The sequence below is a fragment of the Nonomuraea sp. K271 genome (genome assembly GCF_009908215.1).
Taxonomy (GTDB): Bacteria; Actinomycetota; Actinomycetes; order Streptosporangiales; family Streptosporangiaceae; genus Nonomuraea; species Nonomuraea longispora.
Map to the genome: position 1 here is coordinate 88,533 of NZ_JAAAHR010000004.1, position 25,680 is coordinate 114,212.

The 25,680-nt window shown below is 71.5% G+C and carries 26 protein-coding genes; 11 read left to right on the forward strand and 15 right to left on the reverse strand.

Annotated features, from left to right (window positions below):
* Positions 1-83 precede the first annotated feature (83 nt).
* On the reverse strand, positions 84-353 hold the full coding sequence (gene rpsO, locus GUY59_RS02450) for a 30S ribosomal protein S15 (protein ID WP_132334293.1): 270 nt from the start codon (positions 351-353) through the stop codon (positions 84-86).
* 195 nt (positions 354-548) lie between these two features.
* Complete coding sequence (locus GUY59_RS02455; RefSeq protein ID WP_138198939.1) at positions 549-1,475, reverse strand: bifunctional riboflavin kinase/FAD synthetase; 927 nt, start codon at positions 1,473-1,475, stop codon at positions 549-551.
* Positions 1,476-1,602: 127 nt separating this feature from the next.
* Between GUY59_RS02455 and GUY59_RS02460 the strand changes: the two genes are divergently transcribed.
* A complete protein-coding gene (locus tag GUY59_RS02460) occupies positions 1,603-2,622 on the forward strand; it encodes a TRM11 family SAM-dependent methyltransferase (RefSeq protein ID WP_138198938.1) in 1,020 nt (339 codons plus the stop codon).
* A 43-nt stretch (positions 2,623-2,665) separates the two neighbouring features.
* On the opposite strand, the gene truB is transcribed toward GUY59_RS02460, so the two are convergent.
* The 8 genes from truB to rimP form a co-directional block, all read right to left on the reverse strand.
* The gene (gene truB / locus GUY59_RS02465; RefSeq protein WP_138198937.1) at positions 2,666-3,538 is read right to left on the reverse strand and encodes a tRNA pseudouridine(55) synthase TruB; all 873 of its coding nucleotides are present in this window, start codon (positions 3,536-3,538) and stop codon (positions 2,666-2,668) included.
* Complete coding sequence (locus GUY59_RS02470) at positions 3,538-4,575, reverse strand: DHH family phosphoesterase (RefSeq protein WP_138198936.1); 1,038 nt, start codon at positions 4,573-4,575, stop codon at positions 3,538-3,540. Before GUY59_RS02470 ends, truB begins: the two co-directional genes overlap by 1 nt.
* Positions 4,572-5,033 carry a 30S ribosome-binding factor RbfA gene (gene rbfA, locus GUY59_RS02475; protein ID WP_132334288.1) on the reverse strand — a complete coding sequence of 154 codons (462 nt, stop codon included), beginning with the start codon at positions 5,031-5,033 and terminating at the stop codon, positions 4,572-4,574. Before rbfA ends, GUY59_RS02470 begins: the two co-directional genes overlap by 4 nt.
* 40 nt (positions 5,034-5,073) lie before the next feature.
* The gene (locus GUY59_RS02480; RefSeq protein ID WP_138198935.1) at positions 5,074-5,370 is read right to left on the reverse strand and encodes a DUF503 domain-containing protein; all 297 of its coding nucleotides are present in this window, start codon (positions 5,368-5,370) and stop codon (positions 5,074-5,076) included.
* Positions 5,371-5,490: 120 nt separating this feature from the next.
* Positions 5,491-8,538 carry a translation initiation factor IF-2 gene (gene infB, locus GUY59_RS02485; RefSeq protein ID WP_138198934.1) on the reverse strand — a complete coding sequence of 1,016 codons (3,048 nt, stop codon included), beginning with the start codon at positions 8,536-8,538 and terminating at the stop codon, positions 5,491-5,493.
* Positions 8,539-8,650: 112 nt separating this feature from the next.
* Positions 8,651-8,962 carry a YlxR family protein gene (locus GUY59_RS02490; protein ID WP_138198933.1) on the reverse strand — a complete coding sequence of 104 codons (312 nt, stop codon included), beginning with the start codon at positions 8,960-8,962 and terminating at the stop codon, positions 8,651-8,653.
* On the reverse strand, positions 8,946-9,938 hold the full coding sequence (nusA, locus tag GUY59_RS02495; RefSeq protein WP_138198989.1) for a transcription termination factor NusA: 993 nt from the start codon (positions 9,936-9,938) through the stop codon (positions 8,946-8,948). Before nusA ends, GUY59_RS02490 begins: the two co-directional genes overlap by 17 nt.
* A 25-nt stretch (positions 9,939-9,963) precedes the next feature.
* Positions 9,964-10,449, reverse strand: coding sequence for a ribosome maturation factor RimP (rimP, locus tag GUY59_RS02500; protein WP_138198932.1), 486 nt, complete (start codon positions 10,447-10,449; stop codon positions 9,964-9,966).
* A gap of 259 nt (positions 10,450-10,708) precedes the next feature.
* Here rimP and GUY59_RS02505 point away from each other — a divergent pair, with 259 nt between their 5' ends.
* Complete coding sequence (locus GUY59_RS02505; RefSeq protein ID WP_138198931.1) at positions 10,709-11,251, forward strand: hypothetical protein; 543 nt, start codon at positions 10,709-10,711, stop codon at positions 11,249-11,251.
* Positions 11,248-11,712, forward strand: coding sequence for a ferritin-like domain-containing protein (locus tag GUY59_RS02510; RefSeq protein ID WP_138198930.1), 465 nt, complete (start codon positions 11,248-11,250; stop codon positions 11,710-11,712). The genes GUY59_RS02505 and GUY59_RS02510 overlap by 4 nt, the downstream gene beginning before the upstream one ends.
* Here GUY59_RS02510 and GUY59_RS02515 read toward each other — a convergent pair.
* Complete coding sequence (locus tag GUY59_RS02515) at positions 11,689-12,756, reverse strand: ArsR/SmtB family transcription factor (RefSeq protein WP_201760414.1); 1,068 nt, start codon at positions 12,754-12,756, stop codon at positions 11,689-11,691. The genes GUY59_RS02510 and GUY59_RS02515 overlap by 24 nt on opposite strands.
* Positions 12,757-12,824: 68 nt before the next feature.
* On the opposite strand from GUY59_RS02515, the gene GUY59_RS02520 reads away from it, so the two are divergent.
* Genes GUY59_RS02520 through GUY59_RS02535 form a run of 4 tightly spaced genes read left to right on the forward strand, consistent with a single transcriptional unit; the run spans position 12,825 to position 16,636 of the window.
* Positions 12,825-13,670 carry a PHB depolymerase family esterase gene (locus tag GUY59_RS02520; RefSeq protein ID WP_138198928.1) on the forward strand — a complete coding sequence of 282 codons (846 nt, stop codon included), beginning with the start codon at positions 12,825-12,827 and terminating at the stop codon, positions 13,668-13,670.
* Entirely contained in the window at positions 13,667-14,656 is a 990-nt protein-coding gene (locus tag GUY59_RS02525) for a Bug family tripartite tricarboxylate transporter substrate binding protein (protein WP_138198927.1), read from the forward strand. Before GUY59_RS02520 ends, GUY59_RS02525 begins: the two co-directional genes overlap by 4 nt.
* Positions 14,653-15,114, forward strand: coding sequence for a tripartite tricarboxylate transporter TctB family protein (locus tag GUY59_RS02530; protein ID WP_201760415.1), 462 nt, complete (start codon positions 14,653-14,655; stop codon positions 15,112-15,114). The genes GUY59_RS02525 and GUY59_RS02530 overlap by 4 nt, the downstream gene beginning before the upstream one ends.
* A 1-nt stretch (position 15,115) precedes the next feature.
* Positions 15,116-16,636 (forward strand): tripartite tricarboxylate transporter permease, encoded by a 1,521-nt coding sequence (locus GUY59_RS02535; protein ID WP_138198926.1) that lies wholly within the window; start codon positions 15,116-15,118, stop codon positions 16,634-16,636.
* A 109-nt stretch (positions 16,637-16,745) separates the two neighbouring features.
* Here GUY59_RS02535 and GUY59_RS02540 read toward each other — a convergent pair whose 3' ends face one another.
* From GUY59_RS02540 to GUY59_RS02550, 3 genes are all read right to left on the reverse strand, one after another.
* Positions 16,746-17,537, reverse strand: coding sequence for a class I SAM-dependent methyltransferase (locus GUY59_RS02540; protein WP_138198925.1), 792 nt, complete (start codon positions 17,535-17,537; stop codon positions 16,746-16,748).
* Between the two features lie 84 nt (positions 17,538-17,621).
* A complete protein-coding gene (locus GUY59_RS02545; protein ID WP_171055282.1) occupies positions 17,622-19,370 on the reverse strand; it encodes a proline--tRNA ligase in 1,749 nt (582 codons plus the stop codon).
* A gap of 82 nt (positions 19,371-19,452) precedes the next feature.
* Entirely contained in the window at positions 19,453-20,121 is a 669-nt protein-coding gene (locus GUY59_RS02550) for a hypothetical protein (RefSeq protein WP_138198924.1), read from the reverse strand.
* 129 nt (positions 20,122-20,250) lie between these two features.
* On the opposite strand from GUY59_RS02550, the gene GUY59_RS02555 reads away from it, so the two are divergent.
* Positions 20,251-21,186, forward strand: a complete 936-nt coding sequence (locus GUY59_RS02555; RefSeq protein ID WP_138198923.1) for an acyl-CoA dehydrogenase family protein — start codon at positions 20,251-20,253, stop codon at positions 21,184-21,186.
* On the opposite strand, the gene GUY59_RS02560 is transcribed toward GUY59_RS02555, so the two are convergent.
* Complete coding sequence (locus GUY59_RS02560) at positions 21,183-21,713, reverse strand: hypothetical protein (RefSeq protein WP_138198922.1); 531 nt, start codon at positions 21,711-21,713, stop codon at positions 21,183-21,185. The two genes, GUY59_RS02555 and GUY59_RS02560, sit on opposite strands and share 4 nt — an antisense overlap.
* A 92-nt stretch (positions 21,714-21,805) precedes the next feature.
* Here GUY59_RS02560 and GUY59_RS02565 point away from each other — a divergent pair, with 92 nt between their 5' ends.
* The 3 genes from GUY59_RS02565 to GUY59_RS02575 are packed head-to-tail and all read left to right on the forward strand — an operon-like array spanning position 21,806 to position 25,490.
* On the forward strand, positions 21,806-22,873 hold the full coding sequence (locus GUY59_RS02565; protein WP_138198921.1) for an LLM class flavin-dependent oxidoreductase: 1,068 nt from the start codon (positions 21,806-21,808) through the stop codon (positions 22,871-22,873).
* The gene (locus GUY59_RS02570) at positions 22,870-23,934 is read left to right on the forward strand and encodes a hypothetical protein (protein ID WP_138198920.1); all 1,065 of its coding nucleotides are present in this window, start codon (positions 22,870-22,872) and stop codon (positions 23,932-23,934) included. The genes GUY59_RS02565 and GUY59_RS02570 overlap by 4 nt, the downstream gene beginning before the upstream one ends.
* A 23-nt stretch (positions 23,935-23,957) precedes the next feature.
* The gene (locus GUY59_RS02575; protein WP_236666761.1) at positions 23,958-25,490 is read left to right on the forward strand and encodes an AMP-binding protein; all 1,533 of its coding nucleotides are present in this window, start codon (positions 23,958-23,960) and stop codon (positions 25,488-25,490) included.
* Positions 25,491-25,680 lie beyond the last annotated feature (190 nt).

Here is a 25,680-nt window from a genome sequence, read left to right on the forward strand (position 1 = left end):
GGGTATGTGAACCTCGCCACGCGCCCGGCCCTATGGCCTTGGGCCATATGCGAAGGGAGCGGCACGGGGCCGCTCCCTTCATGCTATCGGCGCAGGCCGAGCCGCTCGATGAGCGACCGGTAGCGCTGGATGTCGACCTTCTGCAGGTATTTCAGCAGGCGACGCCGGCGACCGACGAGCAGCAGCAGGCCACGACGGCTGTGGTGGTCGTGCTTGTGCGTCTTCAGGTGCTCGGTGAGCTCGCTGATGCGCTTGCTGAGCAGCGCGATCTGGACCTCGGGCGACCCGGTGTCGCCTTCGGTCGTCGCGTATTCACTGATGATGGACTTCTTGGCAGCGGTGTCGAGGGACACGGCTCTCCTTTGAGCTACGGGCACGCACGACTGATGTGAGTGTGCGAACGACCGTGCGTGCCTACAGTCGCCGCGTGAAGGCCTTCATGCGCAGCGCGCAGCGCCGCCGCTACAGAGCCGACATGCAAGGTTACCACCTTGGGCGGGGTCGTCGGGACACTCGCGACGCGGGACATGCAGGGCGGTGGGAGGTGGTCAGCCGATGATCCTCCGGGTGGCGTCGACGTCGGCGTGGATCTGGGCGATCAGCGCCTCGATGGACTCGAAACGGGTGTTGCCGCGCAGCCGTGCCGCGAACTCGACCGCGACGTGCGCGCCGTACAACTCAAGGTCGTCACGGTCGAGCGCGTACGCCTCGACGGTGCGCGGCACGCCCTCGAACGTCGGGTTGGTGCCGACCGAGATGGCCGCCGGCCACCGCTCGCCCTCGTAGAGCGCGGGCAGGTTGGCGACGGGCACGCACTCCAGCCAGCCCGCGTAGACCCCGTCTGCCGGGATCGCGGTGTGCGGCGGCGTCTCCACGTTGGCGGTCGGGAAGCCGAGTTGCCGCCCGCGCTGGTAGCCGCGCACGACCACGCCCTCCACGCGGTGCGGCCGTCCGAGCCGCTCGCGCGCGCCTTCGACGTCGCCGGCCGCGAGCTGTTCGCGGATGGCGGTCGAGGAGACGCGTTCGAGCAGGCGCACGGCCTCCACTTCGAAGTCATACTTATCGCCCAGCGTCCGCAATGTCTGGACATCTCCGCTGGCTTCGTGCCCGAACACGAAGTCCTCCCCCACGACCACGACCGCGGCCCGCAACCGCTCGACCGCCACGCTCTGGACGAAGTCGTCAGGGCTGGTGCGCTGCAGCGCCGGCGTGAACTCCACCACGTCGACCTCGTCGACGCCCAGCCCGGCCAGCAGCTCGCCCCTGCGCCGCAGGCTGGTGAGCCGGTGCGGGCGCGTCCCCGGGCGTACGAGTTCCTCAGGGTGCGGCTCGAAGGTGACGGCGACGCTCCGCAACCCGCGCTCGCGCGCGATGGCGACCGCGCGCTCGATCACCCGCCGGTGGCCGCGGTGCACCCCGTCGAACACGCCGATGGTGACGACAGACCTTCCCGAACCCTGCACACCAGGCCCCATTCGCTCGTCACGGATCAACCGCACCCAAGCCTGCCATGCGCGTCACTGTCCCCCGCAACCCAGGGGGATGTCACCGTACCGGCTCGTGCAGCCGCCCGCCTCCCGTCAGCGGATAGGATCGGGCATCGTGCCTCGTTACGCGCTGCTGATCCTGCCTGCCTTCAACCGGGTCTACGCCGAGAGCTCCGTCCGGCTGACCCGCAACGAGCTGGCCGTCTTCAGCGCGCGCGGGCTGGGCGGGCAGGTCCTGGGCAGCGACGAGACCACCATCGGCGGCGTCCCCTACGTGACGTTCGAGACGGCCGAGCCGCTGAGCCGGGCGCACCTCGCGCTGCTGTCCAACCTCTCCTCCGTCTACGCCCTGTTCGGCGTGGAGGGCGAGCTGCTCAGGCCGCTGCCCGTGCACCGGCTCGACCGGCTCAGCAGCGACCTGATCACCATCCAGAAATACGCCGGCAAGACCAACGAGCACTTCACCAAGCTGCTGCTCAACGTCACAGCGCTGGCCACCCGCAAGGGGCTGGGCGAGCGGCTGGCGGTGTTCGACCCGATGTGCGGCCGCGGCACCACCCTCAACCAGGCCCTCATGTACGGCTACGACGCCTACGGCCTCGACGTCGACGGGAAGGACTTCGAGGCCTACACCGGCTTCGTCAAGACCTGGCTGCGCAACAAACGGCTCAAGCACACCGCCGAGACCGTGCCGGTGCGCCGCGAGCGGGCGCTGGCGGGGCGGCGGCTCAACGTCACGTTCGGGCTGTCGAAAGAGGCGTTCAGAGCCGGCGACGTGCAGCGCCTGACCGTGGTTCACGCCGACACGCTGAAGAGCCGCGAGTTCTTCAAGCCGCGCTCCTTCGACGTCGTGGCGACCGACGCCCCCTACGGCGTCCAGCACGGCAGCAAGGGCGGCGGCGGATTGTCACGCAGCCCCGTGGAGTTGCTGGACAAGGCCGTACCGGGCTGGACCGAGCTGCTGCGCCCCGGCGGCGCGATGGGCATCGCCTGGAACACCTACGGCGGCAAGCGCGCCGAACTGGCCAGGCTCCTCACCGGCGCGGGCCTCGACGTGATGGACTATCCCGACTTCGAGCACTGGGTCGACCAGGCGATCATGCGCGACATCATCGTCGCCCGCAAACCCGGCTGAGCGCGCCGGCCGCGCTCACGCCGCTCACCCGAGCCACCCGAGCTCATCCCGCGAAGACGGCGAGCGGCTTGGCCAGCGCGCCCTTCTCCTCCACGAGCGCGAGCAGCTCACCGTCGGGCCCGAACACACCGATCGGGCCGGAGCCGAGGCCGGCGGCGGGCAGCCGGCCGCCGTGCCCGATCACGCGGGCCTCCTCCGCGGTGACGTCTCTGCGCGGGAAGACCGCCGCGACCGCCGCGCCGATCGGCAGGATCTCGCACTCCTCGGCGAGCTGCTCGACCGTCCTGGCCAGCGACAGGTCGTAGGGGCCCACCCTGGTGCGCCGCAGCCGCGTCAGGTGGCCGCCGACCCCGAGCTCCGCCCCGAGGTCGCGGGCCAGCGCCCGGATGTAGGTGCCGCTGGAGCAGGTCACGACCGCGTCGACGTCCACGACGTCGTCGCCGGCCCTGGTGTCCAGCACCGCGAACTCGCTCACGGTCACCGGCCTGGCCTGCAGCTCGACCGCCTCGCCCGCACGCGCCTTCTTGTAGGCCCGCTGCCCGTTGACCTTGATCGCACTGACCTGCGGCGGGATCTGCATGATCGCGCCCGTCAGCGCGGTGGCGCCCTTGTGGATCTCGGTCTCGGCGACACCGGAGGCCGACGCGGTGGCGGTGACCTCGCCCTCGGCGTCGTCGGTGTTGGTGCTCACGCCGAGCCGGATGGTGGCTTCGTAGACCTTCTCCGTCAGCGCCAGATGACCGAGCAGCCTGGTCGCCTTCTCCACGCCGACCACCAGCACGCCCGTCGCCATCGGGTCGAGCGTGCCCGCGTGCCCCACCCGCCGGGTGCCCGCCACGCGCCGCATCTTGGCCACCACGTCGTGGGACGTCCAGCCGGCCGGCTTGTCGACGATGATCAGACCGCTCTGGGCCATCAGGCCTTCCTCAGCTCTCGCCGGAACTTCACCATGGTGTCCTCCACGCTGTCCTGGGAGGTGTAGCCGGCCGCGTTGTGGTGCCCGCCGCCGCCCAGCGCCGCGCACACGGCGGCCACGTCGACGTTGCCCTTGGACCGGGTCGACACCTGCCAGTAGCCCTGGTCGTCCTCCTTGAGCACCACCGAGACCTCGGCCTCGTCGGTCCGGCGCAGGATGTCGATGACGCCTTCGAGCTCGGAGTAGGGCAGTCCGTACGCGGCCCGGTCGACCTGGGAGACGTACGTCCACACGAGCCCGTCCTCCAGCGTCACCCGCTCCAGCGCCCCGGCGAGCACCTTGAGGTAGCCGAACGGGGAACGGTCCCACAACTCGCGGGCGATCTCGTCGGTACGCAGCCCGGTGGCGACCAGCCTGGCAGCCATGTGGTGCACGGCGGGCGTGGTCGTGGAGTAACGGAACGACCCGGTGTCGGTCACCAGGCCGGCGTACAGGCAGGTGGCGATGTCGCGGTCGAGCTGCCCGCCGAGCCGGTAGATCAGCTCCTCGGCCAGCATGGCCGTGGCCGCGGCCGTGGAGTCGATGAGGCTGAGCGTGCCGAACTCGCCCTCGTTGGAGGGGTGGTGGTCGACCACGATGACCTCGCGTGCCCTGGCGGTGCTGGCGCCCAGGAGCCCCAGCCGCTGGAACGTCGACGAGTCGAACGTGACCATCAGGTCGGGGGACTCGGGGAACTCCTCCGGCGGCACCAGCATCTCCTGGCCCGGCAGGAAGCGCAGCAGCCGCGGCACGACGAAATGGTGGTCGCCGAACGACGTCACGACCCGCTTGCCCATCGAGCGCAGCGTAAAGGCGACGGCCAGCATCGAGCCGAGCGCGTCGCCGTCGGGGGTCACGTGGCAGGCCATCGCCACCTCGTCGGCCTGCCGGATCAGGTGCAGCGCCCGGCTCCACGCGGCCTCGGGGACCGCGCACTCGTCCGGCGGCCGCCCGTTGACCCGCGGCGGCTCAGCCCTGTCGCGAACGTCGGGCGTCACGCCTGGTCGTCCCTGCCCGTGGCACCCCCGTCGTCGCCCTCGTCGGGCTTGCGGTAGGGGTCGGCCTCACCCGCGTAGGAGGCGCTCCTGGCCTGCCGCGCCACCTCGGCGTCGCGCGCCCTGGCGGCGCTGATCAGATCGTCGAGCTGGCGCGCGCTGTCGGGCAGCGGGTCGTGCTTGAACGTCAGCGTGGGGGTGAACCGGACGCCGGTCTGGCGTCCGACCTCGGAGCGGATGATGCCCTTGGCGCTCTCGAGGGCCGCAGCGCTGTCGGCCCGCTCGGCCTCCGAGCCGAACACCGTGTAGAACACCGTCGCCTCACGCAGGTCAGCGGTGATGCGCGTGTCGGTCACGGTGACGAAGCCCAGGCGCGGATCCTTGATCCGGCGCTCCAGCATCTCGGCGACGATCTGCTGGATGCGGTCGGCGAGCTTGCGCGCTCGTGCGGCATCCACCATGGTTCGCTCCCCCTCACGCACGACCTGGCCGTGCAGTCGTTCAGTCTTCGTCGGTGTAGAGCCGGTGCCGGGCCGACAGCAGCTCGATCTCAGGGCGGAAGGCCACCATGCGCTCGCAGGCGTCCAGCACGTCCGTGCAGTTTCCCGCTGAGGCGGAGACCACCGCGATGCCGATCTCCGCCCTGCGGTGCAGGTCGAGATGGCCGGTCTCAGCCACCGCGACGCCGGGGTAACGGCGCTGGACCTCGGCGATCAACGGGCGTACGGCTGAGCGCTTCTGCTTCAGCGACCTGACGTCGCCGAGCAGGATGTCCAGGGTCAAAGCACCCACATACATCGTTGGCTACCACCGCTTGTCCTGGTGAGGTGGACGCACGCCCGGCCTGCTGCGGTGGGGACCAGGCCAGGGCGTGCGAGAGGCGCCCGGCGGATGTCCCGCCGGGCGCCCGGCCGCGCGTCACACGCGCGGCTTCTCCCGCATCTCGAACGTCTCGATCACGTCGTCGACCCGCAGATCGTTGTAGCCGATCCCGATGCCGCACTCGAAGCCCTCGCGGACCTCGGTCGCGTCATCCTTGAAGCGACGCAGGGACGAGACGGTCAGGTTGTCGGCGATGACGACGCCATCGCGGATCACCCTGGCCTTGCTGTTGCGGACGATCACGCCGGAGCGGACCAGCGAACCGGCGACGTTGCCGATCTTCGGCACCTTGAAGATCTCGCGGACCTCCGCGGTGCCCAGCTGGGCCTCCTCGAACTCGGGCTTGAGCATGCCCTTGAGCGCCGCTTCGATCTCCTCGATCGCCTGGTAGATGACCGAGTAGTAGCGGATGTCGACGCCCTCGCGCTCGGCCAGGTCGCGTGCCCGGGGCTCGGGCCGGACATTGAAGCCGATGATGACCGCGTTGTCGTCGGCGACAGCCAGGTTGACGTCGTACTCGGTGATCGCGCCGACCGCGCGGTGCAGGACACGGAGCCTGACCTCGTCGCCGACGTCGATCTTGAGCAGGGCGTCTTCCAGGGCCTCCACCGAACCGGACACGTCGCCCTTGATGATGAGCTTGAGCTCGTCGACGCTGCCCTTCTCGAGGTCCTTGAAGATGTCCTCGAGGCTGCGGCGACGGCTCGACTTCGCCATGTCGGCGCTGCGCTTGCGCGCCGCGCGCTGCTGGGCGATCTGCCGCGCCATGCGGTCGTCGGTGACCACGATGAAGTTGTCACCGGCGCTCGGCACGGCCGTCAGACCCATCACCAGGACCGGACGGGACGGGGTGGCCTCCTCGACCGGCTCACCGGTGTCGTCGAGCAGGGCGCGGACGCGGCCGAAGGCCTCGCCGCACACGATCGAGTCGCCCACCCGCAGCGTGCCGCGCTGGACCAGGACGGTCGCGACGGGGCCACGGCCACGGTCGAGGTGCGCCTCGATCGCGATGCCCTGAGCGTCCATCGACGGGTTGGCCCGCAGGTCGAGCTCGGCGTCCGCGGTCAGCAGGATGGCCTCGAGGAGCTGGTCGATGCCCGTGCCGTTCTTCGCCGAGATGTCGACGAAGAGGGTCGAGCCGCCGTATTCCTCCGCCACCAGGCCGTATTCGGTGAGCTGGGCGCGCACCTTGTTGGGGTCTGCGCCCTCCTTGTCGACCTTGTTGACCGCGACCACGACCGGCACCTCGGCAGCCTGGGCGTGGTTGAGGGCCTCGATCGTCTGCGGCTTCACGCCGTCGTCGGCCGCGACCACCAGCACCGCGATGTCGGTGGACTTCGCGCCTCGGGCACGCATGGCGGTGAACGCCTCGTGACCCGGGGTGTCGATGAAGGTGACCTTGCGGTCCTGGCCCTCGTGCTCGGCCGAGACCTGGTAAGCGCCGATGTGCTGGGTGATGCCACCCGCCTCGCGCGCCACCACGTTGGTCTTGCGGATGGCGTCGAGCAGCTTGGTCTTACCGTGGTCGACGTGACCCATGACGGTCACCACCGGCGGGCGCGCGGCCAGGTCGGCCTCATCGCCCTCGTCCTCGCCGAACTCGATGTCGAAGGCCTCGAGAAGCTCGCGGTCCTCCTCCTCCGGGCTGACCACCTGGATGTTGTAGTCGAGCTCGGCTCCGAGCAGCTGCAACGTCTCCTCGTTGACCGACTGCGTCGCCGTCACCATCTCGCCGAGGTGCAGCATGATCTGCACGAGCGCGGCGGGGTTGGCGCCGATGCGGTCGGCGAAGTCGGACAGCGACGCTCCCCGCGGAAGGCGGATCGTCGCGCCGTTGCCACGAGCGACCTGCACGCCGCCGATCGCGGGCGCCGACATGTTGTCGAACTCCTGGCGCCTCTGCCGCTTGGACTTGCGCCCACGCGCGGGACGGCCACCGGGACGCCCGAAGGCTCCCGCGGTGCCGCCGCCACGACCGCGACCGCCGCCACCAGGCCGGCCGCCGAAGCCGCCGGGACCGCCGGTGCCGGTGCGCGGACCGGCACCGCCGCCACCGGGACGGCCGGCGTAGCCGCCGCCACCGCCGCCGGGACGACCGCCGCCGCCACCCGGACGGCCTCCGCCGCCCGGACGGCCGCCACCACCGCCGCCACCGCCGGGACGACCGCCGCCGCCACCACCGGGGCCGGCAGGACGGCCCTGCGGCATCATCATCGGGTTGGGACGCGGGCCCCCGGGACGGGGACCGCCGGCACCGGGACCGGGACGCGCGCCGCCCGCGGGCGGGCCGGGACGCGGACCAGCGGTGCCCGGCCTGCCCTCGCCGCCGCCACGGCCCTGCGGCGGACGCGGGATCGCGCCGTCGCGGGGCGGGCCGTCACGGCGCTCACGCTGGCCGGGACCGCCGCCGTCGCGGTTGCCTCCCGGACGCGGCGGGCGGGACTGGCCCATGCCGCTGGCGTTGGACGAGAACGGGTTGTTTCCGGGACGCGGACCACGCGGACCGGGCTTGGGCCCTGGACGCGGACCGCCGCCTGACTGGCCGCCGGACCGCGGCGCCTGCGGGGAGCCGCCGCCTCCGGGACCGGGACGGGGCGCGGGACCGGGCTTGGGACCCGGGCGGGCCGCCGGTCCCGGCCGCGGGCCGGGACGCGCGGGCGTGCCGCTTTCGAAACGTGCCTGTGGAGCGCCGGACTCGCCGCGCGCGGCCTCGGGCTGCTGCTGCGGCTGGTGCGGCATGGGCACCGCCGGACGCGGCTGGCCGCCGCCCGCGGGGCCCGGACGCGGACCGGGCTTGGGACCCGGACGCGAGGGGGTCGGCGCCTGCGCGCCGTTACCGGCCTGGCCGTCGGCCTGCCGGGGGGCAGCCCTCGGGGGCTGCGGTTTACTGGACGGCTGACCGCCGCCTCTGGAGGGCCCACCCTTGGATGCGCCCAGAGCTTCGGTGAGCCTGCGGACCACCGGCGCTTCGATGGTCGAGGACGCCGAACGGACGAACTCTCCCATCTCTTGGAGCTTGGCCATGACGACCTTGCTCTCTACGCCGAACTCCTTAGCGAGCTCGTATACCCGGACCTTCGCCACTGCACTCCCTTACTCGGCCCGGGAGGCTGGCTGTGCCGTCCGGACCGTCGCTACCTTGACGTCTTCATCGCCGCGTGCTCATCAGGCGCTCATAGCAATCTGACTCCGCCCATCAACTCGGCGTCCTACATGACATTTCGTGGTCTCCTTCCAGGTGCGCCCGCACGCGCGAGACGTCAAGCGGCCCCGGCGCGCGGAACGCGCGCGGGAACGCTCGGCGACGCTCGGCAAGCTCCAGACAACTCGTGGACGGATGCAGCGATGCACCACGTCCGGGGAGCCGTCCTCGCAGGTCGGGAACCACATGGTCCTCGACCCGCACCAGGCGGAGCAGCTCGGACTTAGCCGTGCGGACCCTGCAGCCCACACAGGTGCGCTGTGGGGCGGCCAGGCCACCATATTCCAGCTTACCGTGTCGACGCATCTACGGAACCGGCGGCATCCTCGGCTTGGGTGTCGGGACGGATGTCGATCCGCCATCCTGTCAGTCGCGCGGCGAGCCGGGCGTTCTGCCCCTCTTTCCCGATGGCCAGCGAGAGCTGGTAGTCGGGAACGGTCACGCGCGCCACCCGTCCGTCGAGATCAAGGACCTCAACATGGGAAACGCGCGCGGGGGACAGTGCATTCCCCACGAATTCGCCCGGATCTTCTGACCAGTCGATGATATCGATCTTCTCGCCGTGCAGCTCCGTCATGACGTTACGGACCCGTGACCCCATCGGGCCGATGCACGCGCCCTTGGCGTTGACGCCCGGCTTGCGCGACCTGACCGCGATCTTCGTACGGTGGCCCGCCTCGCGCGCCACCGCCGCGATCTCCACGGTGCCGTCGGCGATCTCCGGCACCTCGAGTGCGAACAGCTTCTTCACCAGCCCGGGATGCGTGCGCGACAGGGTGACCGACGGGCCCTTGTGGCCCTTCTTCACCTGCACCACGTAGGCGCGGATGCGCTCGCCGTGCACGTATTCCTCGCCGGGGACCTGCTCGGCGTGGGGCAGCACGGCCTCGATCTTGCCGAGGTCGACCAGCACCACGCGCGGGTCCTTGCCCTGCTGGATGACGCCGGAGACGAGCTCGCCCTCACGGCTGGCGAACTCACCGAAGTTGATCTCGTCTTCGGCGTCGCGCAACTGCTGCAGGATGACCTGCTTGGCGGTGGTGGCGGCGATCCTGCTGAAATTGCTGGGCGTATCGTCATATTCCCTGACGATCTCGCCCTCGTCGTCGATCTCCGCGGCCCAGATCGTGACGTGACCGCTCTGCCTGTCAAGCTCGGCACGCGCCTTGGGGGCGGCGCCGTCGGTGCGGAAGTAAGCGATCAGCAGCGCGTCCTCGATCGCCTTGACGACCAGGTCGAAGGAGATGTCCTTCTCCCGTTCGAGGCTGCGCAGGACGCTCATGTCGATGTCCACGACGGCTCCCCCCTTAGCCTTCGTCGCCGTCGACGTCGTCGATCCGGCGGAACTCCACTTGTACCCGTCCCCGGGCCAGGTCTTCGTAATCAAGCCTGCGGGCGGCGCCCGCGAGGTCGAGGTCGACGCCGCCGTCGTCGGCCGCCATGATGCGACCCTCCACGACGGAGCCGTCTCTCATCTCGGCCTTCACCAGCCGTCTGGCCGCGCGGCGCCAGTGGCGCGGCTCGGTGAGCGGGCGGTCGACGCCGGGCGAGGAGACCTCGAGCGTGTAGGCGGACTGGCCCATCGCGTCGGTGTCGTCGAGCGCCGCGGAGACCGCCTGGCTGACGTCGGCGATGTGGTCGAGACTCACCCCGCCGTCCCGGTCGACGATCACGCGCAGCAGCCGTCTCTTTCCGGCCTGCGTGACCGTGATGTCCTCCAGGTCGAGGCCCTCCGCGCTGACCACGGGCTCAAGGAGCTTCATCAGGTGGTCGCGGGATGATGCGCTGCCCATGCCGACCTCCCCTATTGTCATGTCTCAGCCGGGCGGACCTCGCCTTCGGCTCTCCGCCGCCTGGCCGCTCGGCCAGCGGCGACAGTTGACACCCTATCCGTACGGGGACACGAAAAGAGCGCCACTCGTCGTGCTCGAATGGCGGAGCGTCGGCTGACAACGATCCGGGTGCCAGCCCGTACGATGCTACCGATGAGAAAGCTGCCCGGCGGGCCGCCGCCGCGGCATCGACGCGGCACGGCGGTCGAGCGGCAGGCCGATGAGCAGGTTTCTCGTCGGTCTGCTCCGTGAACAGTGGGAGGTCAAGCCCGTGCGCCCGCGTCAGCTCTCCCGGCGTGCCCTGCTGGCTGGCGGAGCGGCCGCCCTCACCTCGTGCAGCGCGTCCGGCCCTTCGCAACCCTCCTCGCCGCCGTCCGACTCCCCGGAGACCGTGCTGGTGAAGGGACTGATCGCCGAGAAGGAGAGCACGATCGCGCTCTACTCGTCGCTGATCGCCGACGGGGCGCAGAAGCTCGTGCCGTTCCGCGAGCGGCACCAGGCGCACGTCGACGCGCTGCGCCGACACGCGCCGATGACCTCGCCCGCCGCGGCGGGTTCGCCGTCAGGCTCGCCGTCGGGGCGGGCCACCCCGAGTGCGCCGCAGAAGAAACCCTCGCTGGCCCGGCTGCGGGCGCTGGAGGGCAAGGCCGCGGCCCGGCGCGCCCGCCAGCTCGCCGGCCTGTCGCCGGGGATGGCCCAGCTCGTCGCCAGCATCGGCGCCTGCGAGGCCGCCCACGCCGCCGCCCTGCCGAGGTCGTTGTGAACGACATCGACAAGCTGCGCAAGGCGCTGGCCGCGGAGCATGCCGCGCTGTTCGCGTACGGACTGCTCGGGGCGCGCACGTCGGGTTCGACGCGTGACAGGATGACCGCCGCCTTCGACGCCCACCGCGCACGCCGCGACCAGCTGCGTGGCTACATCACCTCGCGCGGCGGCGAGCCCGCGGAGCCCGACGCCTCCTACGCGCTGCCGTTCGTGCCCTCCGGCAACGCCCAGGCCGCCAAGCTGGCGGTGCACCTGGAGAGCGGCGTCACGGCCGCCTACCTCGAGCTGGCGGCGGCGCAGGACGACGCGCTGCGCCGCTACGCCGCGCTGGCCATGCAGGAGGCCGTGACCCGCTCCTACGCCTTCCGGCCCGCCCAGCCTCCGGCCTTCCCCGGCATGCCCCCGCCGCCGGCCGCGACGTCGTCGCCTTCGTCCTCACCGGTACAGGACGGAGAGTAGGTCGGGCCCGAGGCGCTCGACGGCGGCAGCGTCGAGCTGGTAGTAGACGACCGAGCCGCGCCGGTGGGTGTGCACGAGTTCGGCCTCCCTGAGCCTGCGCAGGTGCCTGGAGACCTGGGGTGCGGTCATGCCGAGCTGGGTGGCCAGCTCGGCGGTGGCGACCGGGTTGCGCAGGATCGCGTAGCACAGCCGCAGCCTGGTCGGGTCCTGCAGGGCGGCGAGCCGGCGCCGGGCGGTCTCCAGGGTCGGCGCGGGAGCGGCGCCGGCGCTGTACTGGATGACGACGGGATAGCCGGGAAAGTGCTTGATCACGAGGTGCGGCCGGCCGTGCACGGTCGGCACGATCAGGCAGGGACGTCCGTCGTCCACGCGGGCGGTGGCGCTGTAGAGCTTGTCGAACACGATGCGCAGCGACCCTGACACCGTCCTGGTCGCGGTGGCGGTCGGGAGGTCGGCGAGTGCCAGGGGCCCGCGCCTGCGCAGGGCACGGGTACGCAGTGCCCCGTCGTGGTCGAGCGCCTGGCGCAGCGACGGCCATTCGGCGTCGAACGCGGCGGCGGCGAAGCGGGTGAGGAAGGCGATCAGCTCCTGGCGGAACCCCTCGGGGTCGGCGCGCAGCCGGGTGCCGATCTCCTCCCGGCTGGAGGAGATCAGCCGCATGCGGTTCAGCTCCTCGTCGCCGAGCAGCGGCACCAGCTCGGTGTCGTTCTTGCCGATCAGGGCCTGCACGGTCATCGCGGTGAAGTCGCCGATGGGCAGCTCGGCCACCTCCCGCAGCTCGCCGGCCAGGGTGCGCTTGGGCGCGGCGGACAGCGGCAGCAGGTAGCGGGCGCGGAAGGCTCCCCAGAGCGGCGCCCAGGTGGCGGCCGCGGCGAGCAGCCCGCCTGACAGGTCACGGTGCGCCCTGGCCGCCCAGGCCGCGCTGGCGGGGTGGTGTCCCGGCTCGTCCAGCGCGTGCAGGCAGGCGCACAGCTCCGCCAGCGGCGAGCGCCGCACGACGATGGATGGGGTGGCGGATGGGTCGAGATACAGCGTGACGGCCACCCTGCACATTACCGCGTACGCGTCAATCTCCTTGCGGGTGACCCCCCGTTTACCCAGGCTGTCGCCTCATGACTGAGGCATTGCACGTCGTCAAGCATCCGACCGCCTTCTACTCGGCGGGCGCCACGACCGTCTTCGCGTCGAAGTTCGACCAGCGCTTCTCCTACTGCCTGTACGTGCCGTCCACGCACGACCCGGACGGCGCCCCCCTGCCGATGGTGGTGCTGCAGCACGGGACCGGGCGGCGCGGCCCTCAGTACCGCGACAACTTCGCCGGGTGGGCCGAGGAGCATGGCTGCCTGGTGCTCGCCCCGCTCTTCCCCGCCGGCATCGAGGACCCGCACGACCTGCACGCCTTCAAGTTCATCCGGTACGGGGACATCCGCTTCGACCGCGTCCTGCTGGCCATGGTGGACGAGGTCGCCGAGCGCTTCAACGTGGAGGCCGGACGCTTCCTGCTGCACGGGTTCTCGGGCGGCGGCCAGTTCGTGCACCGGTTCGGCTACCTGCATCCCGACCGTTTGTCCGGATTGTCCATTGGTGCGCCGGGGCGGATAACGTACATCGACCACACCAGCCCGTGGTGGACCGGGATGAAGGGGTTCGAGGAGGAGTTCGGCTGCCCGCCCAGGGTGGAGGAGTTGCGCGACGTGCCGGTGCAGATGGTCGTGGGCAGCGCCGACGTGGAGACCTGGGAAATCAACAACCACGGTGACAGCAACTGGATGGACGGCGCCGACGCCCACGGCATCACGCGCGTCGAGCGGCTCACGGCGCTGCGCGACAACTTCGAGGAGCACGGCATCCGCGTGCGGTTCGACGTCGTGCCCGGCGTCGGCCACCAGCCGATGCGGGTGCTGGAGCCGGTCAAGGACTTCTTCGCATCGATCCTCACCCCCCGGGAGTCATCATGAAGATCAAGCTGCTGGCCACCGTCGCGGCGGCCGTGACCCTCAGCGGCTGCGCCGTGGGCGGCGAGAGCGCCGACGCGGGAGCCGCCTATCCGAACAAGGCCCTGTCGATCATGGCGCCGGGCAGCCCCGGCGGGGGCTGGGACACGCGGGCGCGCGGCCTCGTCAACGCGCTCAGCGCATGCAAGGTGGCCGACGTGGACGCCACGGTGACCAACGTGCCCGGCGCGGGCGGCACGATCGGGCTGGCGCAGTTCGCCAAGCACAAGGGCGACCCCTACCAGCTCATGGTCATGGACAGCGTGACCATGCTGGGCGGCATCGTGAGCAACAAGTCTCCGGTGGACCTGTCCGAGCTCACCCCCGTCGCCGGGCTGAGCCGGGGACCGAGCGCCATCGTGGTGCCGGCGAAGTCGCCGTACAAGGATCTGAAGTCGCTGATCGACGCGATGGAGGCCAAGCCCCGCAGCGTCAAGTGGACGGGCGGCTCGCTCGGCGGACCCGGCCAGATGACCGTGGCGGGGCTGGCCAAGCAGCGTGGCATCGCCGCCAAGGAGATCAACTTCGTGCCCACCGCGGGTGGCGGCGAGTCCATGAACCTACTGCTCAGCGGCGCCGCCACGGCGGGCATCGACACGGTGGCCGAGCTGCGCTCCCAGATCGAGGCGGGCGAGCTGCGGGCGTTGTCCGTCGACTCCGAGCAGCGGGTCCCGGGCCTCGACGCTCCCACGATGAAGGAGCTCGGACTGGGCGAGGAGGCGGTTTCCACGCTGGCCGGCGTACTCGCGCCCGCCGGGCTGACCAAGGAGCAGCAGCAGGACGTGATCGCTCTGTTCGACAAGGTGCGCAAGACCTCCTGCTGGAAGAAGGACCTGGAGCGCAACAACTGGACCGAGGACTGGAAGCCGGGCGAGGAGTTCGGCAAGGTGCTGGACGAGCAGCGCACGCAGGTCACCGCCATCCTGGGCGAGCTGGGGCTCGGCAAGTGACGCAGCGGATCGTCTCCGCCGGCTTCCTGCTCGCCGCCGTGGTCGTGCTGGCCCAGGCCTACGCGATCCCGCAGGGCAACGGCTACCAGGCCGTGGGGCCGCGCGCGTTCCCGCTGCTGGTCGGCGGCGCGCTCGCGGTGGTCTCCGTGATCGGGCTCGTGCAGGCCTTCAGACCGGGCGCAGGAGCCGGCGCACAGGACGCCGAGGCGGAGGAGACGCACTGGCCGTCGGTGCTGATGCTGGTGGCGGCGCTGGCGGGTTACGCCCTGGTCCTGGTCCCCGCCGGCTACTGGCAGGCCACGACCGTGTTCTTCGCGGTCGTGGCCAGGGTGCTGGGCAGCAGGAAGGTGCTGCGCGACGTGATCGTGGGGCTGGTGCTGGCGCTGGCCACGTACTTCCTGTTCGACCGGCTGCTCGGCATCACGCTGCCGCCCGGCCTGGTCAGATTGGCGATCTGAGATGGACGTGCTCGGCAACCTGCTCGACGGCTTCGGCCACGCGCTGAGCCTGCAGAACCTGCTCCTAGCCGTCCTCGGCGTCACCATCGGCACGCTGGTGGGAGTGCTGCCGGGTCTGGGGCCTGCCACGACCATCGCGCTGCTGCTGCCGCTGACGTTCGTGTTCGAGCCGGTGGGGGCGTTCGTGATGTTCGCCGGCATCTACTACGGCGGCATGTACGGCGGCTCGACCACCGCCATCCTGCTCAACATCCCCGGCGAGACCGCCTCCATCCCCACGACGATGGAGGGTTATCCCATGGCCAGGCGCGGCCGGGCGGGGGCGGCGCTGGCGACGGCGGCCATCGGGTCGTTCGTCGCGGGCACGATCTCCACGGTCGTCATCACCTTCCTGGCCCCGGGCATGTCGAACATCGCCAAGCTCATCCAGCCGGCCGAGTACTTCTCGATCATGGTGCTCGCGTTCGTGACGGTCACCTCGCTGATGGGCGACTCGATCGTGCGCGGGTTGTCGAGCCTGCTGCTCGGGCTGACGATCGGGATGGTCGGGATCGACCAGATGACCGGCCAGCCGCGCTTCGCGTTCGGGCTGCCCGAACTGTACGAAGGGTTGTCGGTGGTGGCGCTCGCGGTCGGGTTGTTCGCCGTGGCCGAGGCGGTCTCCACGGCCGCCTCCCGCCACCGGCCCCAGCAGGCTCCCGTCACGGTCGAGGGCCGGATCGGGATGACCCGCGACGACTGGCGCCGCTCGTGGAAGCCGTGGCTGCGCGGGACGGCCTTCGGGCTGCCCATCGGGTCGCTGCCCGCCGGAGGCGCCGAGTTGCCCACATTCCTCAGCTACAACGTGGAGAAGCGGCTGTCGCGGCACAAGGAGGAGTTCGGGCAGGGCGCCATCGAGGGGGTCGCGGGCCCCGAGGCGGCCAACAACGCGGCGTTCTCCGGGGTGCTGGTGCCACTGCTCACGCTGGGCATCCCGACCTCGGCCACGGCGAGCATGTTGCTGATCGCGTTCCAGATCTACGACGTGCAACCTGGACCGCGGCTCTTCGACCAGCAGCCGGTGCTGGTGTGGACACTGATCGCGAGCCTCTATCTCGGCAACGTGATGCTGCTCGTGCTGAACCTGCCGCTGATCCGGGTGTGGGTGAAGCTGCTCAGCGTGCCCACCGCGCTGCTGACGGCCGCCATCCTGACCTTCGCCACGCTGGGGGTCTACTCGATCTCGCAGAGCGTGTTCGAAGTGCTGATCGCGTACGGGTTCGGGCTGCTGGGGTGGGTGCTGCACCGTGCGCGGTATCCGGTGGCGCCACTCATTCTGGGGGCGGTGCTGGGGCCGTTGATGGAGGTGCAGTTCAGGAGGGCGCTGGCGTTCAGCGAGGGTGACCCTTCGGTGTTCGTGACGCGGCCGGTGTCGCTGGCGATCCTGCTCGTGGCGGCGGCGTGCCTGATCGGGCCGGCGATCGTACGCGGGCGCGCCAGAGCCTCTGCGCCGCCACCGCCCGCCGAAACGCCGTCCGGCTGACCCCGCCGGAACGCCGTCCGCCGGCATGGCGCGGCGCTCGTACCCATGCGGGCGCCCCGGCCCCCGGGCGGCGGCTGACCCGTCGACCGCCGCCGCTGACGGCCGGCCGTCAGCGGCGGCGGCAGATCATGTACTCCGTCGTGGGGCTCTCGCGCAGCACGCGCACCAGGCGTCGCTCCACGGGATAGAGCAGGGCTCCGGCCAGCCAGCCGGTCACCTCGGTCAGCGTCACCGCGCGCAGCAGCCCGCCCCACAGCTTGCGCCACAGGGCGTGGCCGTCGACCTGGGCGTTCATCAGCACCAGCATGGGGACGCGGTGGATCACGTCGAACCCGGCCTCGTCGAGGGCTCTGGTGATCCACGGCAGGGTGCGGTTGACCTGGTAGTCGGAGCGTTCCTCGGGCCTTTGCAGGAAGTTCTCCGACAGCACGAAGACGCCGCCGGGCCTGACCGCCTCGCCGATGGCGTGCAGGGCCGCCCGGTAGCGGGCGTCGTCGGTGATGTGGAAGAGCATGTCCATGGCCGAGACGGCGTCGAACGAGCCGGGCTCCAGCGCGTCTCCGGGCTCGGCGATGTCGAGCTGGAGGAAGGAGAATTTGGGGAAGCGGGAGCGCAGCCGTTCCACCGCCGCCTCGGTGAGGTCGCTGCCGGTGACGGACCCGGCGCCGAGCTCGCGCCACAGGCGGACGTAGAAGCCGGTGCCGGACCCGACGTCGAGCACCCGCGCCTTGGGCAGGTCCAGCCCGAGGGAGGTCACCTCACGGCGAAATCCCTCGGCACGCACGCGATACATCCAGATATTGAACGCCCGGCCGAGCGCCTTGTATCCGACACCGCTCTCTGTCCAATCGGACTCCAGGCGTCGTTCCCAGAAGTCTTTCACGTCGGTATGTGGCTTCATCACACCGAGGTTTACAGCCTGTCGACGCGCCGTCAAACCTGGACGCCTTGCGCCCGCATGTACGTGAATTGCCGGTGGACGTGGTCAGGAGCCCGAGCAGGCGGCGACGACCCGGTCGACGGCCTCTGCCAGCGGGATCTCGTCCTTGTCCCCCGACACGCGGTCGCGCAGCTCCACCACGCCCTGCGACAGGCCGCGCCCGACCACCACGATCGTGGGCAGCCCGAGCAGCTCGGCGTCCTTGAACTTCACTCCCGGCGAGACCTGCGCCCTGTCGTCCACCAGCACCCGCAGGCCGCGCGACTCCAGCTCGGCGCCCAGTTTCAGCGCCGCCTCGACCTGATTGTCCTTGCCGGTGCCGACGATGTGCACGTCGGCGGGCGCGACCTCGCGCGGCCAGGCCAGCCCGAGCGTGTCGTGCCGCTGCTCGGCGATGACCGCCACGGCGCGGGAGACGCCGATGCCGTAGGAGCCCATCGTGACGCGGACCGGCTTGCCGTCGGGGCCGAGCGCGTCGAGCCCGGCCACGTCGGCGTATTTGCGGCCGAGCTGGAAGATGTGACCGATCTCGATGCCGCGGTCGATGGACAGCTCGGAGCCGCAGCGGGGGCAGTCGTCGCCCGCGCGCACCTCGGCGGCCTCGATCGTGCCGTCGGGGACGAAGTCGCGCCCGGCGACCACGTTGGCGGCGTGCTTGCCCGGCTCGTTTGCACCTGTCACCCAGGAGCTTCCGGTGACGACGCGCGGGTCGACGAGGTAGCGGATGCCGAGCTCGCGCAGGACCTGCGGCCCGATGTAGCCGCGCACGAGGCCCGGGTGCCTGGCGAAGTCGGCGGCCTCGAAGATGGCGGGCTCGCCGGGCGCGAGGGCGGCCTCGAGGCGCTTGAAGTCGACCTCGCGGTCGCCGGGCACGCCGATGACCAGCGTCTCGGTCTTGTCGGAGCCGGGCGTGCTCACCTTGACGACGACGTTCTTCAGCGTGTCGGCGGCGGTGACGGACAGGCCGTGGTGCTCGTTGACGTACGACACCAGCGTCTCGATGGTCGGGGTGTCGGGGGTGTCCATGACGCGCGGCGCCGGCACGTCGTCGAAGGAACGGGCGGCGGGCGCCGGCGTGACGACGGCCTCGGCGTTGGCCGCGTAGCCGCAGGCGCGGCAGGCGACGAACGTGTCCTCGCCGGTGGGCGTGGGCGCCAGGAACTCCTCCGAGGCCGAGCCGCCCATCGCTCCCGACTGCGCGAAGACGATCTTGTAGGTGATGCCGAGACGGTCGAACGTGCGGATGTAGGTCTCGCGGTGCTGCTCGTAGGAGCGCTTGAGCCCGTCGTCGTCGAGGTCGAAGGAGTAGGAGTCCTTCATGAGGAACTCGCGGCCGCGCAGGATGCCCGCCCTGGGCCGCGCCTCGTCACGGTATTTGGTCTGGATCTGGTAGAGGGTGACCGGGAAGTCCTTGTAGGAGGAGTATTCGCCTTTGACGAGGTCGGCGAAGAGCTCCTCGTGTGTGGGGCCGAGCAGGTAGTCGGCCCCCTTGCGGTCCTGGAGGCGGAAGAGCGTGTCGCCGTATTCGGTCCAGCGGCCGGTCGCCTCGTAGTATTCGCGGGGCAGCAGGGCGGGGAAGAGCACCTCCTGGCCGCCCATGCGGTTCATCTCCTCGCGGACGATCCTGGCGATGTTGTCGAGCACCAGCTTGCCGAGGGGGAGCCAGGAGTAGATGCCGGGCGCCACGCGGCGGACGTAGCCGGCGCGGACGAGGAGCTTGTGGCTCGGCACTTCCGCGTCTGCCGGGTCGTCCCGCAGCGTGCGTAGAAACAACGACGACATGCGCAGCAACACGGCTACTCCTTGCTCGGACCCGGATGTGAAGGACTACAGGCTATCGACTCCGGGCGCCGCGCCGCTCCGCTTGTCCGCACGGTCAGACCGGCAGCGGGAGCACGCCCGCCGGCGCACCGGCGAGGCCGGCCGAGAGCAGGCCGGACAGCATTGCCGCCAGCGCCAGCGCGCGCATCCGGCCCCACGCGTTCCTGCGCAGTCCGAGCACCAGCGCCACGGACAGCAGTCCGATCACCACCGCGGGATACGGCCAGAACGAGTGGTCGCTTTCGACGAGCCCGGGGACCGCCCTGCCCGCCACGTCCGCGATCAGAGCCGCGCCGAGCGCGGCCGCCGCGAGGTCGCCCCACACGTCGTTCCTGCGGGTGACGTAGGCGGCCAGGCCCAGGCAGACGAGCAGGGCGAGCGTCCGGTTGACCCCGGCGGCGTCGCCCGCGACTCCCAGGACGTCGTCGCCGCGCAGCGCGCTCGCGCCCACGGCCGAGACCAGCGTGGACATGGCCGCGAGGAACGTCGTCACCAGCGCCCATCCGAATCCCGACGCGGTGGCCCCGACCGCCAGGGAGAGGGCGAGGTAGACGTACGGCTCGTAGAGCCGGCCCAGCCATCCGGGGCCGTCGCCGGCGACGAACATGCCCATGAAGCCGACGGCCAGACCGCCGAGGAAGGCGGCCAGCAGGTGGTGCTCGATGTCGCGCTGGCGACGGTCGTATTCGGCGTAGTCGCCGTAGTCGATCGTGGTGTGGTCCATGTCCATCCCTGGTCAGCCCTTTCCCGGCAGGGTCAAGGGATGACCGCGGGCGAACGATGAATCTGTATAAAAAGGGTAAAACCGGGCCATTGGCGCACAGGCAAGCAATCGCTTGGTTAAGATGCGTCCGTGGGACTACCCGATGAGCTGCGCGACGCCGTGCGCGCCTATCTCACCGGCCGGCCAGGTGCGTCGTGGCAGCAGTGCGCGCGCGACCTGGGCATCGCCGGGCTGCTCGTTCCCGAGGAGCACGGCGGGGCGGGCTGCGGCCCCGCCGAGATGGCGGCGGTGGCCGGGGAGTTGGGCCGGGCCCTGTCCCCCTACCCGTTCCTGCAGTCGGCGGTGATGGCCGTCGCCGCCGCCCGGGCCGCGGGGGCCGCGCAGCTGCTGGAGTCGCTGGCCGGCGGCTCGGCGACCGCGACCGTGGCGCTGCCGGGCGACGGCGACCTGCGGCTGGAAGGCGACCTGCTCACGGGCGAGGTCCCGTACGCGCTCGCGGGCGAGATCGTGCTCGTCCACGTCGCCGGGCTGCTGGTGGAGGCCGCGCCGACGCGGCGTGAGCCGTACGCGACGATGGACGAGAGCCGCCCCCTGCAGCGGCTCTTCTTCGACCAGACCCCGGTGCGGCGGCTGGGGGACGGCCGGTCGTGGACTCGCGTACGCGATCTCGGCGTCGCGGCCCTGGCCGCCGAGCAGGCGGGCGGGGCGCGGCGGTGCCTCGAGATGGCCGTCGAGCACGCCAAGGTGAGGCGGCAGTTCGGGCGGCCGATCGGGTCGTTCCAGGCGATCAAACACAAGCTGGCCGACCTGCTGCTGCTGGTGGAGTCGGCCACGTCGGCGGCGCAGGCCGCGGCCCGCGACGAGGTGTACGCGGCGATCGCCGGATCGTACTGCACGGAGGCCTATCTGGCGGCGGCCGGCGAGAACATCCAGGTCCACGGCGGGATCGGGATCACCTGGGAGCATCCCGCGCACCGCTATCTGAAGCGCGCCACCTCGGACGCGCAGCTCTTCGGGCCTCCGCAGGCCCACCGCGCCCGCCTGGCGGCCCACGTGTTCGGCTAACCGCCGAGCAACTCCTCCCACGGGTGGCGGGTGTTGGTGCGGCGGGTGGTGTCGAGGGCCTCGGACAACCGCCAGAAGCCGGCGCGCGCCCGCAGGGCGGCCCGGCCCATCGGGTCGATCGCGCGCAGCTCGAAGCGTACGCCCATCACGTCGAGCACGGCCGAGCCCGCGCTGCCCTGGCCCTTCTCGGTCACGAGGGGGCCGTCGGAGGCGCGGACGTGACCGGAGAGCAGCGCGGCCACCTCGGAGGCGTACGGGCCGTCACGCCACTCGATGTGCCAGCCGTGGTCGGCCCCGCGCCACCAGGTCAGGTCGCGGCACGACTCGATGAAGTCGGCCTCGGTCGCCAGCGCGGCCATCACCCGCCCGAACGCCTCGTACCCCCGAGCGCTCGTGGGCGAGAGGTCGTCGTGCTCGTCGCGGTCGCCGGCCCGCTGGTCGACGTTGCCGTCGACAGGGCCGTCGACAGGGCCGGAGTGCGCGCCGTCCCTGGGCCGCCGCGGTGCGCGCTTTCGCTTCACGGGCATCACTCTGATCGCCGCCGCGCCCTTCCCGCAAGTCTTTGCCGCTGATACGCTCTACCAAGCGAGCGCTTGGTCACCAATCTGCCGGAGGCGCGATGACGTCCCTACGGATCAGCCTGGGATACGAACTGGAGGTCCGCGGCCGCACCCGTGAGGTCGAGCAGCTGGCGTTCCGGAACGTGGTCGAGCAGGCCGTGCTGGGCGACCGGCTGGGGTACGACACCGTCTGGTTCGTGGAGCACCACTTCACCCGGGGCTTCTCCCACTCCTCCGCTCCCGACCTGGTCCTGGCCGCCATCTCCCAGCGCACCGAGCGTATCCGCCTGGGGCTCGGCGTGGTGCTGCTGCCGTTCCAGTCCCCGATCCGCACGGCCGAACGCGTCGCCACGCTGGACGTGCTCAGCGGCGGGCGGGTGGAGTTCGGCACGGGGCGCGGCGCCTCGCCGCTGGAGTACCAGGCGTTCCAGCGGCCGTTCGAGCAGTCGCGGCGCATCTGGGAGGACTCGCTGGAGGCGACGCTGGCGATCTGGCGGGCCGACGGCGCCCCCGTCAGCCGCTCGAACGCGTTCTTCGAGATCCCCGACGTGGCCGTCTATCCCCGCCCCGCGCAGGAGCCGCACCCGCCGGTGTGGGTGGCGTCCACGTCGCTGGAGGGCTATCTGGCGGCGGCGCGCAACGGGTACAACCTGCTGGGCATGACGATGCTCAAGGGCATCGACGACGTGGCCGCCGACATCACGAAATATCGGGAGTGCCTCGCCGAGAACGGCTTCGACCCGGCCGCCCGGCGCGTCGCCCTCATGATCCCCTGGTACGTCGCCCCCACCCGCGACGAGGCGACCGCCACGGCCGCCGACGCCGTGTTGTGGTACATCCGCCGCCAGGTCAACCTCGTCACCCCGCCCGACTACTACGACGCCCGCCACGCCACGCACCGCGTGCTGGGCCAGCTGGCGGCCGGGCTGCCGCCGGAGGAGGCGATGGCCACCCTGCGCGAGAACCTCATGGTGGTGGTGGACGACGTGGCGGGCTCCCGCAAGGCCCTGGCCAGGATCGCCGAGGCCGGCGCCACCGACCTCATCATCCAGGCGCAGGTCGGCGGCCTGGCGCACGACCGGGTGTGCGACGCGATGACGCTGTTCATGTCCGAGGTGGCGCGGTGACCCCCCGCTGGCTGACCCGTGACGACCTCGGGGCCGCCGGGCACTCCGCCACCGGCCTGCTCCTCGTCTCCCCCGACGTGTCGAGCGTCCTGCCGATGGGGCCTGGCGACCGCGCGGCGGCGGCCGGGCTGACCGGCGCGGCGCTGCGCGCGGCCGGCGTGGGCGAGCGCGACCGCGTCGTGGTGGCCCTGGCCGAGCCCGCGGGCGTGCTGTGGACCGCGGCCGCGGCCGACGTGGCACTGGCCGCCGCCTGCGCGGGGCCGCGCGGCCGGATGCGGCTGCACCACGCGCTGTCCGCGCTGGGGGCCACCACGCTGGTCATCACCCCGACGGGGGCGATGGACCTCCTGGCCCGCCTGCACCTGGAGTTCCTGCTCGACCCGCTGGATCTCGGTCTGCGGACCATCGTGCTGACCGGCGAGATCGCCTCGAAGCGCACGATCGGCCACCTGGCGGGCGAGTTCGGGGCACGGGTCACGGAGGTGCTGGCGAGCCCGTTCGGCGGCACGCCCCTGGCCTGGCGCGCGGCCGAGGACGACCCGCTCACGCCGCTCGCCGACGGCCTGCTCGCCCCTGCCCCCCTGACCAAGGACGACCTTTCCGCGCCGCCGGGCCCGCTGGCCGAGCTGGTCGTCACCCCGCGCGGCCACGCGACGCTCGGCGACGCCGTGCTGAGGACCGGGCTGGTGGCGAGGACCGGAGGCCCCGGCCTGTCCGCGCCCACCCACACCGCCGGCGAGCACGTGCTGGTGAGAGGCGTGTGGCTGGCGCTGCCCCGCGTCGAGAAGGCGCTGGCCAAGATCGACGGCGTGGCGGGCTGGGAGCTGACGGTCAGCCGCCCGGGAACGCTGGACGCGGCGGCGCTGACGGTGACGTTCACCCGCGAGAGCCTGGTGGGCAATCCCATGTGGCGTTCGCGGATCGAGCAGGCGCTCCGGGCGCTGACCCCCGTCTCCATCGGTGTGGAAATCGCCGGCGACGTCTCGGAGACGCCCTTGCCCGCGACGGTGACCGACCTGCGCGGCCACCACCTCGGCAGGGACCGGGCGCTCATCACCTGACAGGCGACGGGAGGCGCGAACCTATGGCACCGATGCCGGACTGGGGGACGCTCCCCCGCATGCTGCGCGACCAGGCCGAGCACCACCCGGACGCCACCGTGGTCGCCGAGGGCGGCGCCGGCGTGACGTTGCCGGGGCTGCGGGCCGCGGCGTCCGGGATCGCCCGCGGCCTGATCGCCCTCGGCGTCGGCCCGGGTGACCGGGTGGCGCTGTGGGGAGTGAACTCGGCGTACTGGGTGGCGCACGCCTTCGGCATCTGGGACGCGGGCGCGATCATCGTGCCGCTCCCGTCCCGCTGCAAGGGCATCGAGGCGGCCCAGCTCGTCGAGAGGACGGGGGCGAAGGTACTGATCACCGGCGCCGGCCCGGCGGACACCCCGCTCGCCGGCCTGCTGCCGCCGCTGCCTGGGCTGCGGATCGTGGGCCCGGAGGCGGCCGGGTTACGGTCGCTCGGCACCAAGGTGTCCGGCCGGGAGGCCGAGGAGCGGGCGCTCGCCGTACGCCCCGGCGACCTGTGCGAGATCATGTCCACGTCGGGCACCACCGGCGTGCCGAAGGGTGTCATGCTCGACCACGCCCAGATCCTGCGCGGCTACTGGGACTGGTCCGAGATCGTCACCCTGGACGAGCACGACCGCTACCCGTTGATCGCCCCGTTCAGCCATGGGTTCGGGCTGAACGCCGGGCTCATCGCGTGTGTGCTGCGCCGGGCCACGATGGTGCCGGTCCCGGTCTTCGCCCCCGACGCCCTCATGTCGCTGATCTCCTCCGAGCGGGCGAGCGTGCTCGCCGGCCCGCCCACCCTGTTCCACCGGCTGCTGGACGAGCTGGACCGGGGCTCGTGGGACGTCTCGTCGCTGCGCGTCGCCATCTGCGGGGCCGCCGCCGTGCCGTCCGCCCTGATCACCAGGCTGGTCGAGCGGGTCGGGTTGGAGCGGATGATCAACGCGTACGGGCTGATGGAGGGCACGGTCGTCTCCATGACCAGGGCCGAGGACCCCATCGACGTGATCGCGAACACCACCGGCAAGCCCGTGCCCGGCATCGAGGTCAAGATCGTCGACGATGACGGCAAGGAGGTCGCACCCGGCGAGCGCGGCGAGATCCTGCAGCGCGGCTACGGCGTCATGCGCGGTTACTGGGACGAGCCCGCGAGGACGGCCGAAGCCATCGACGCCGGCGGCTGGCTGCGCACCGGCGACGTCGGCGTGCTCGACGAGGCGGGCAACCTCGCCATCGTGGACCGCAAGAAGGAGCTCTACATCGTCAACGGGTTCAACGTCTCCCCCGCCGAGGTCGAGGCGCTGCTGCTGCGCGAGGGCTCGCTGGCGCAGGCCGCGGTCATCGGCGTGCCCGACCCGGTCGCGGGCGAGGCGGGCCTCGCGTACGTCGTCCCGAGGCCGGGCGCGACGGCCGACCCAGAGGCCCTGCTCGTCTGGGCGAGGGCCAACATGTCCGGCTACAAGGTGCCCAGGCGGGTCGTCGTGGTCGGCGCCCTGCCCGCCAACGCCAACGGGAAGATCGACAAGCAGGCCCTGCGCGACCGGCTGCCATGAGCCGCGGGGGTCCCCCTGGAAGGGACATGCGGGTTACGGTGGGCTCGGAGCCTGGAAAACCCGGACGAGTGGGGCGGGCTGAACGGCGTGCGTCGTTCACCGGCCGCGCTCGTCCGCACCGGCGATCGGGGATACATCTATCACACCGGCCCGTTGTACCAAAGGGACACATGTCCGGTGCGACCGGGTC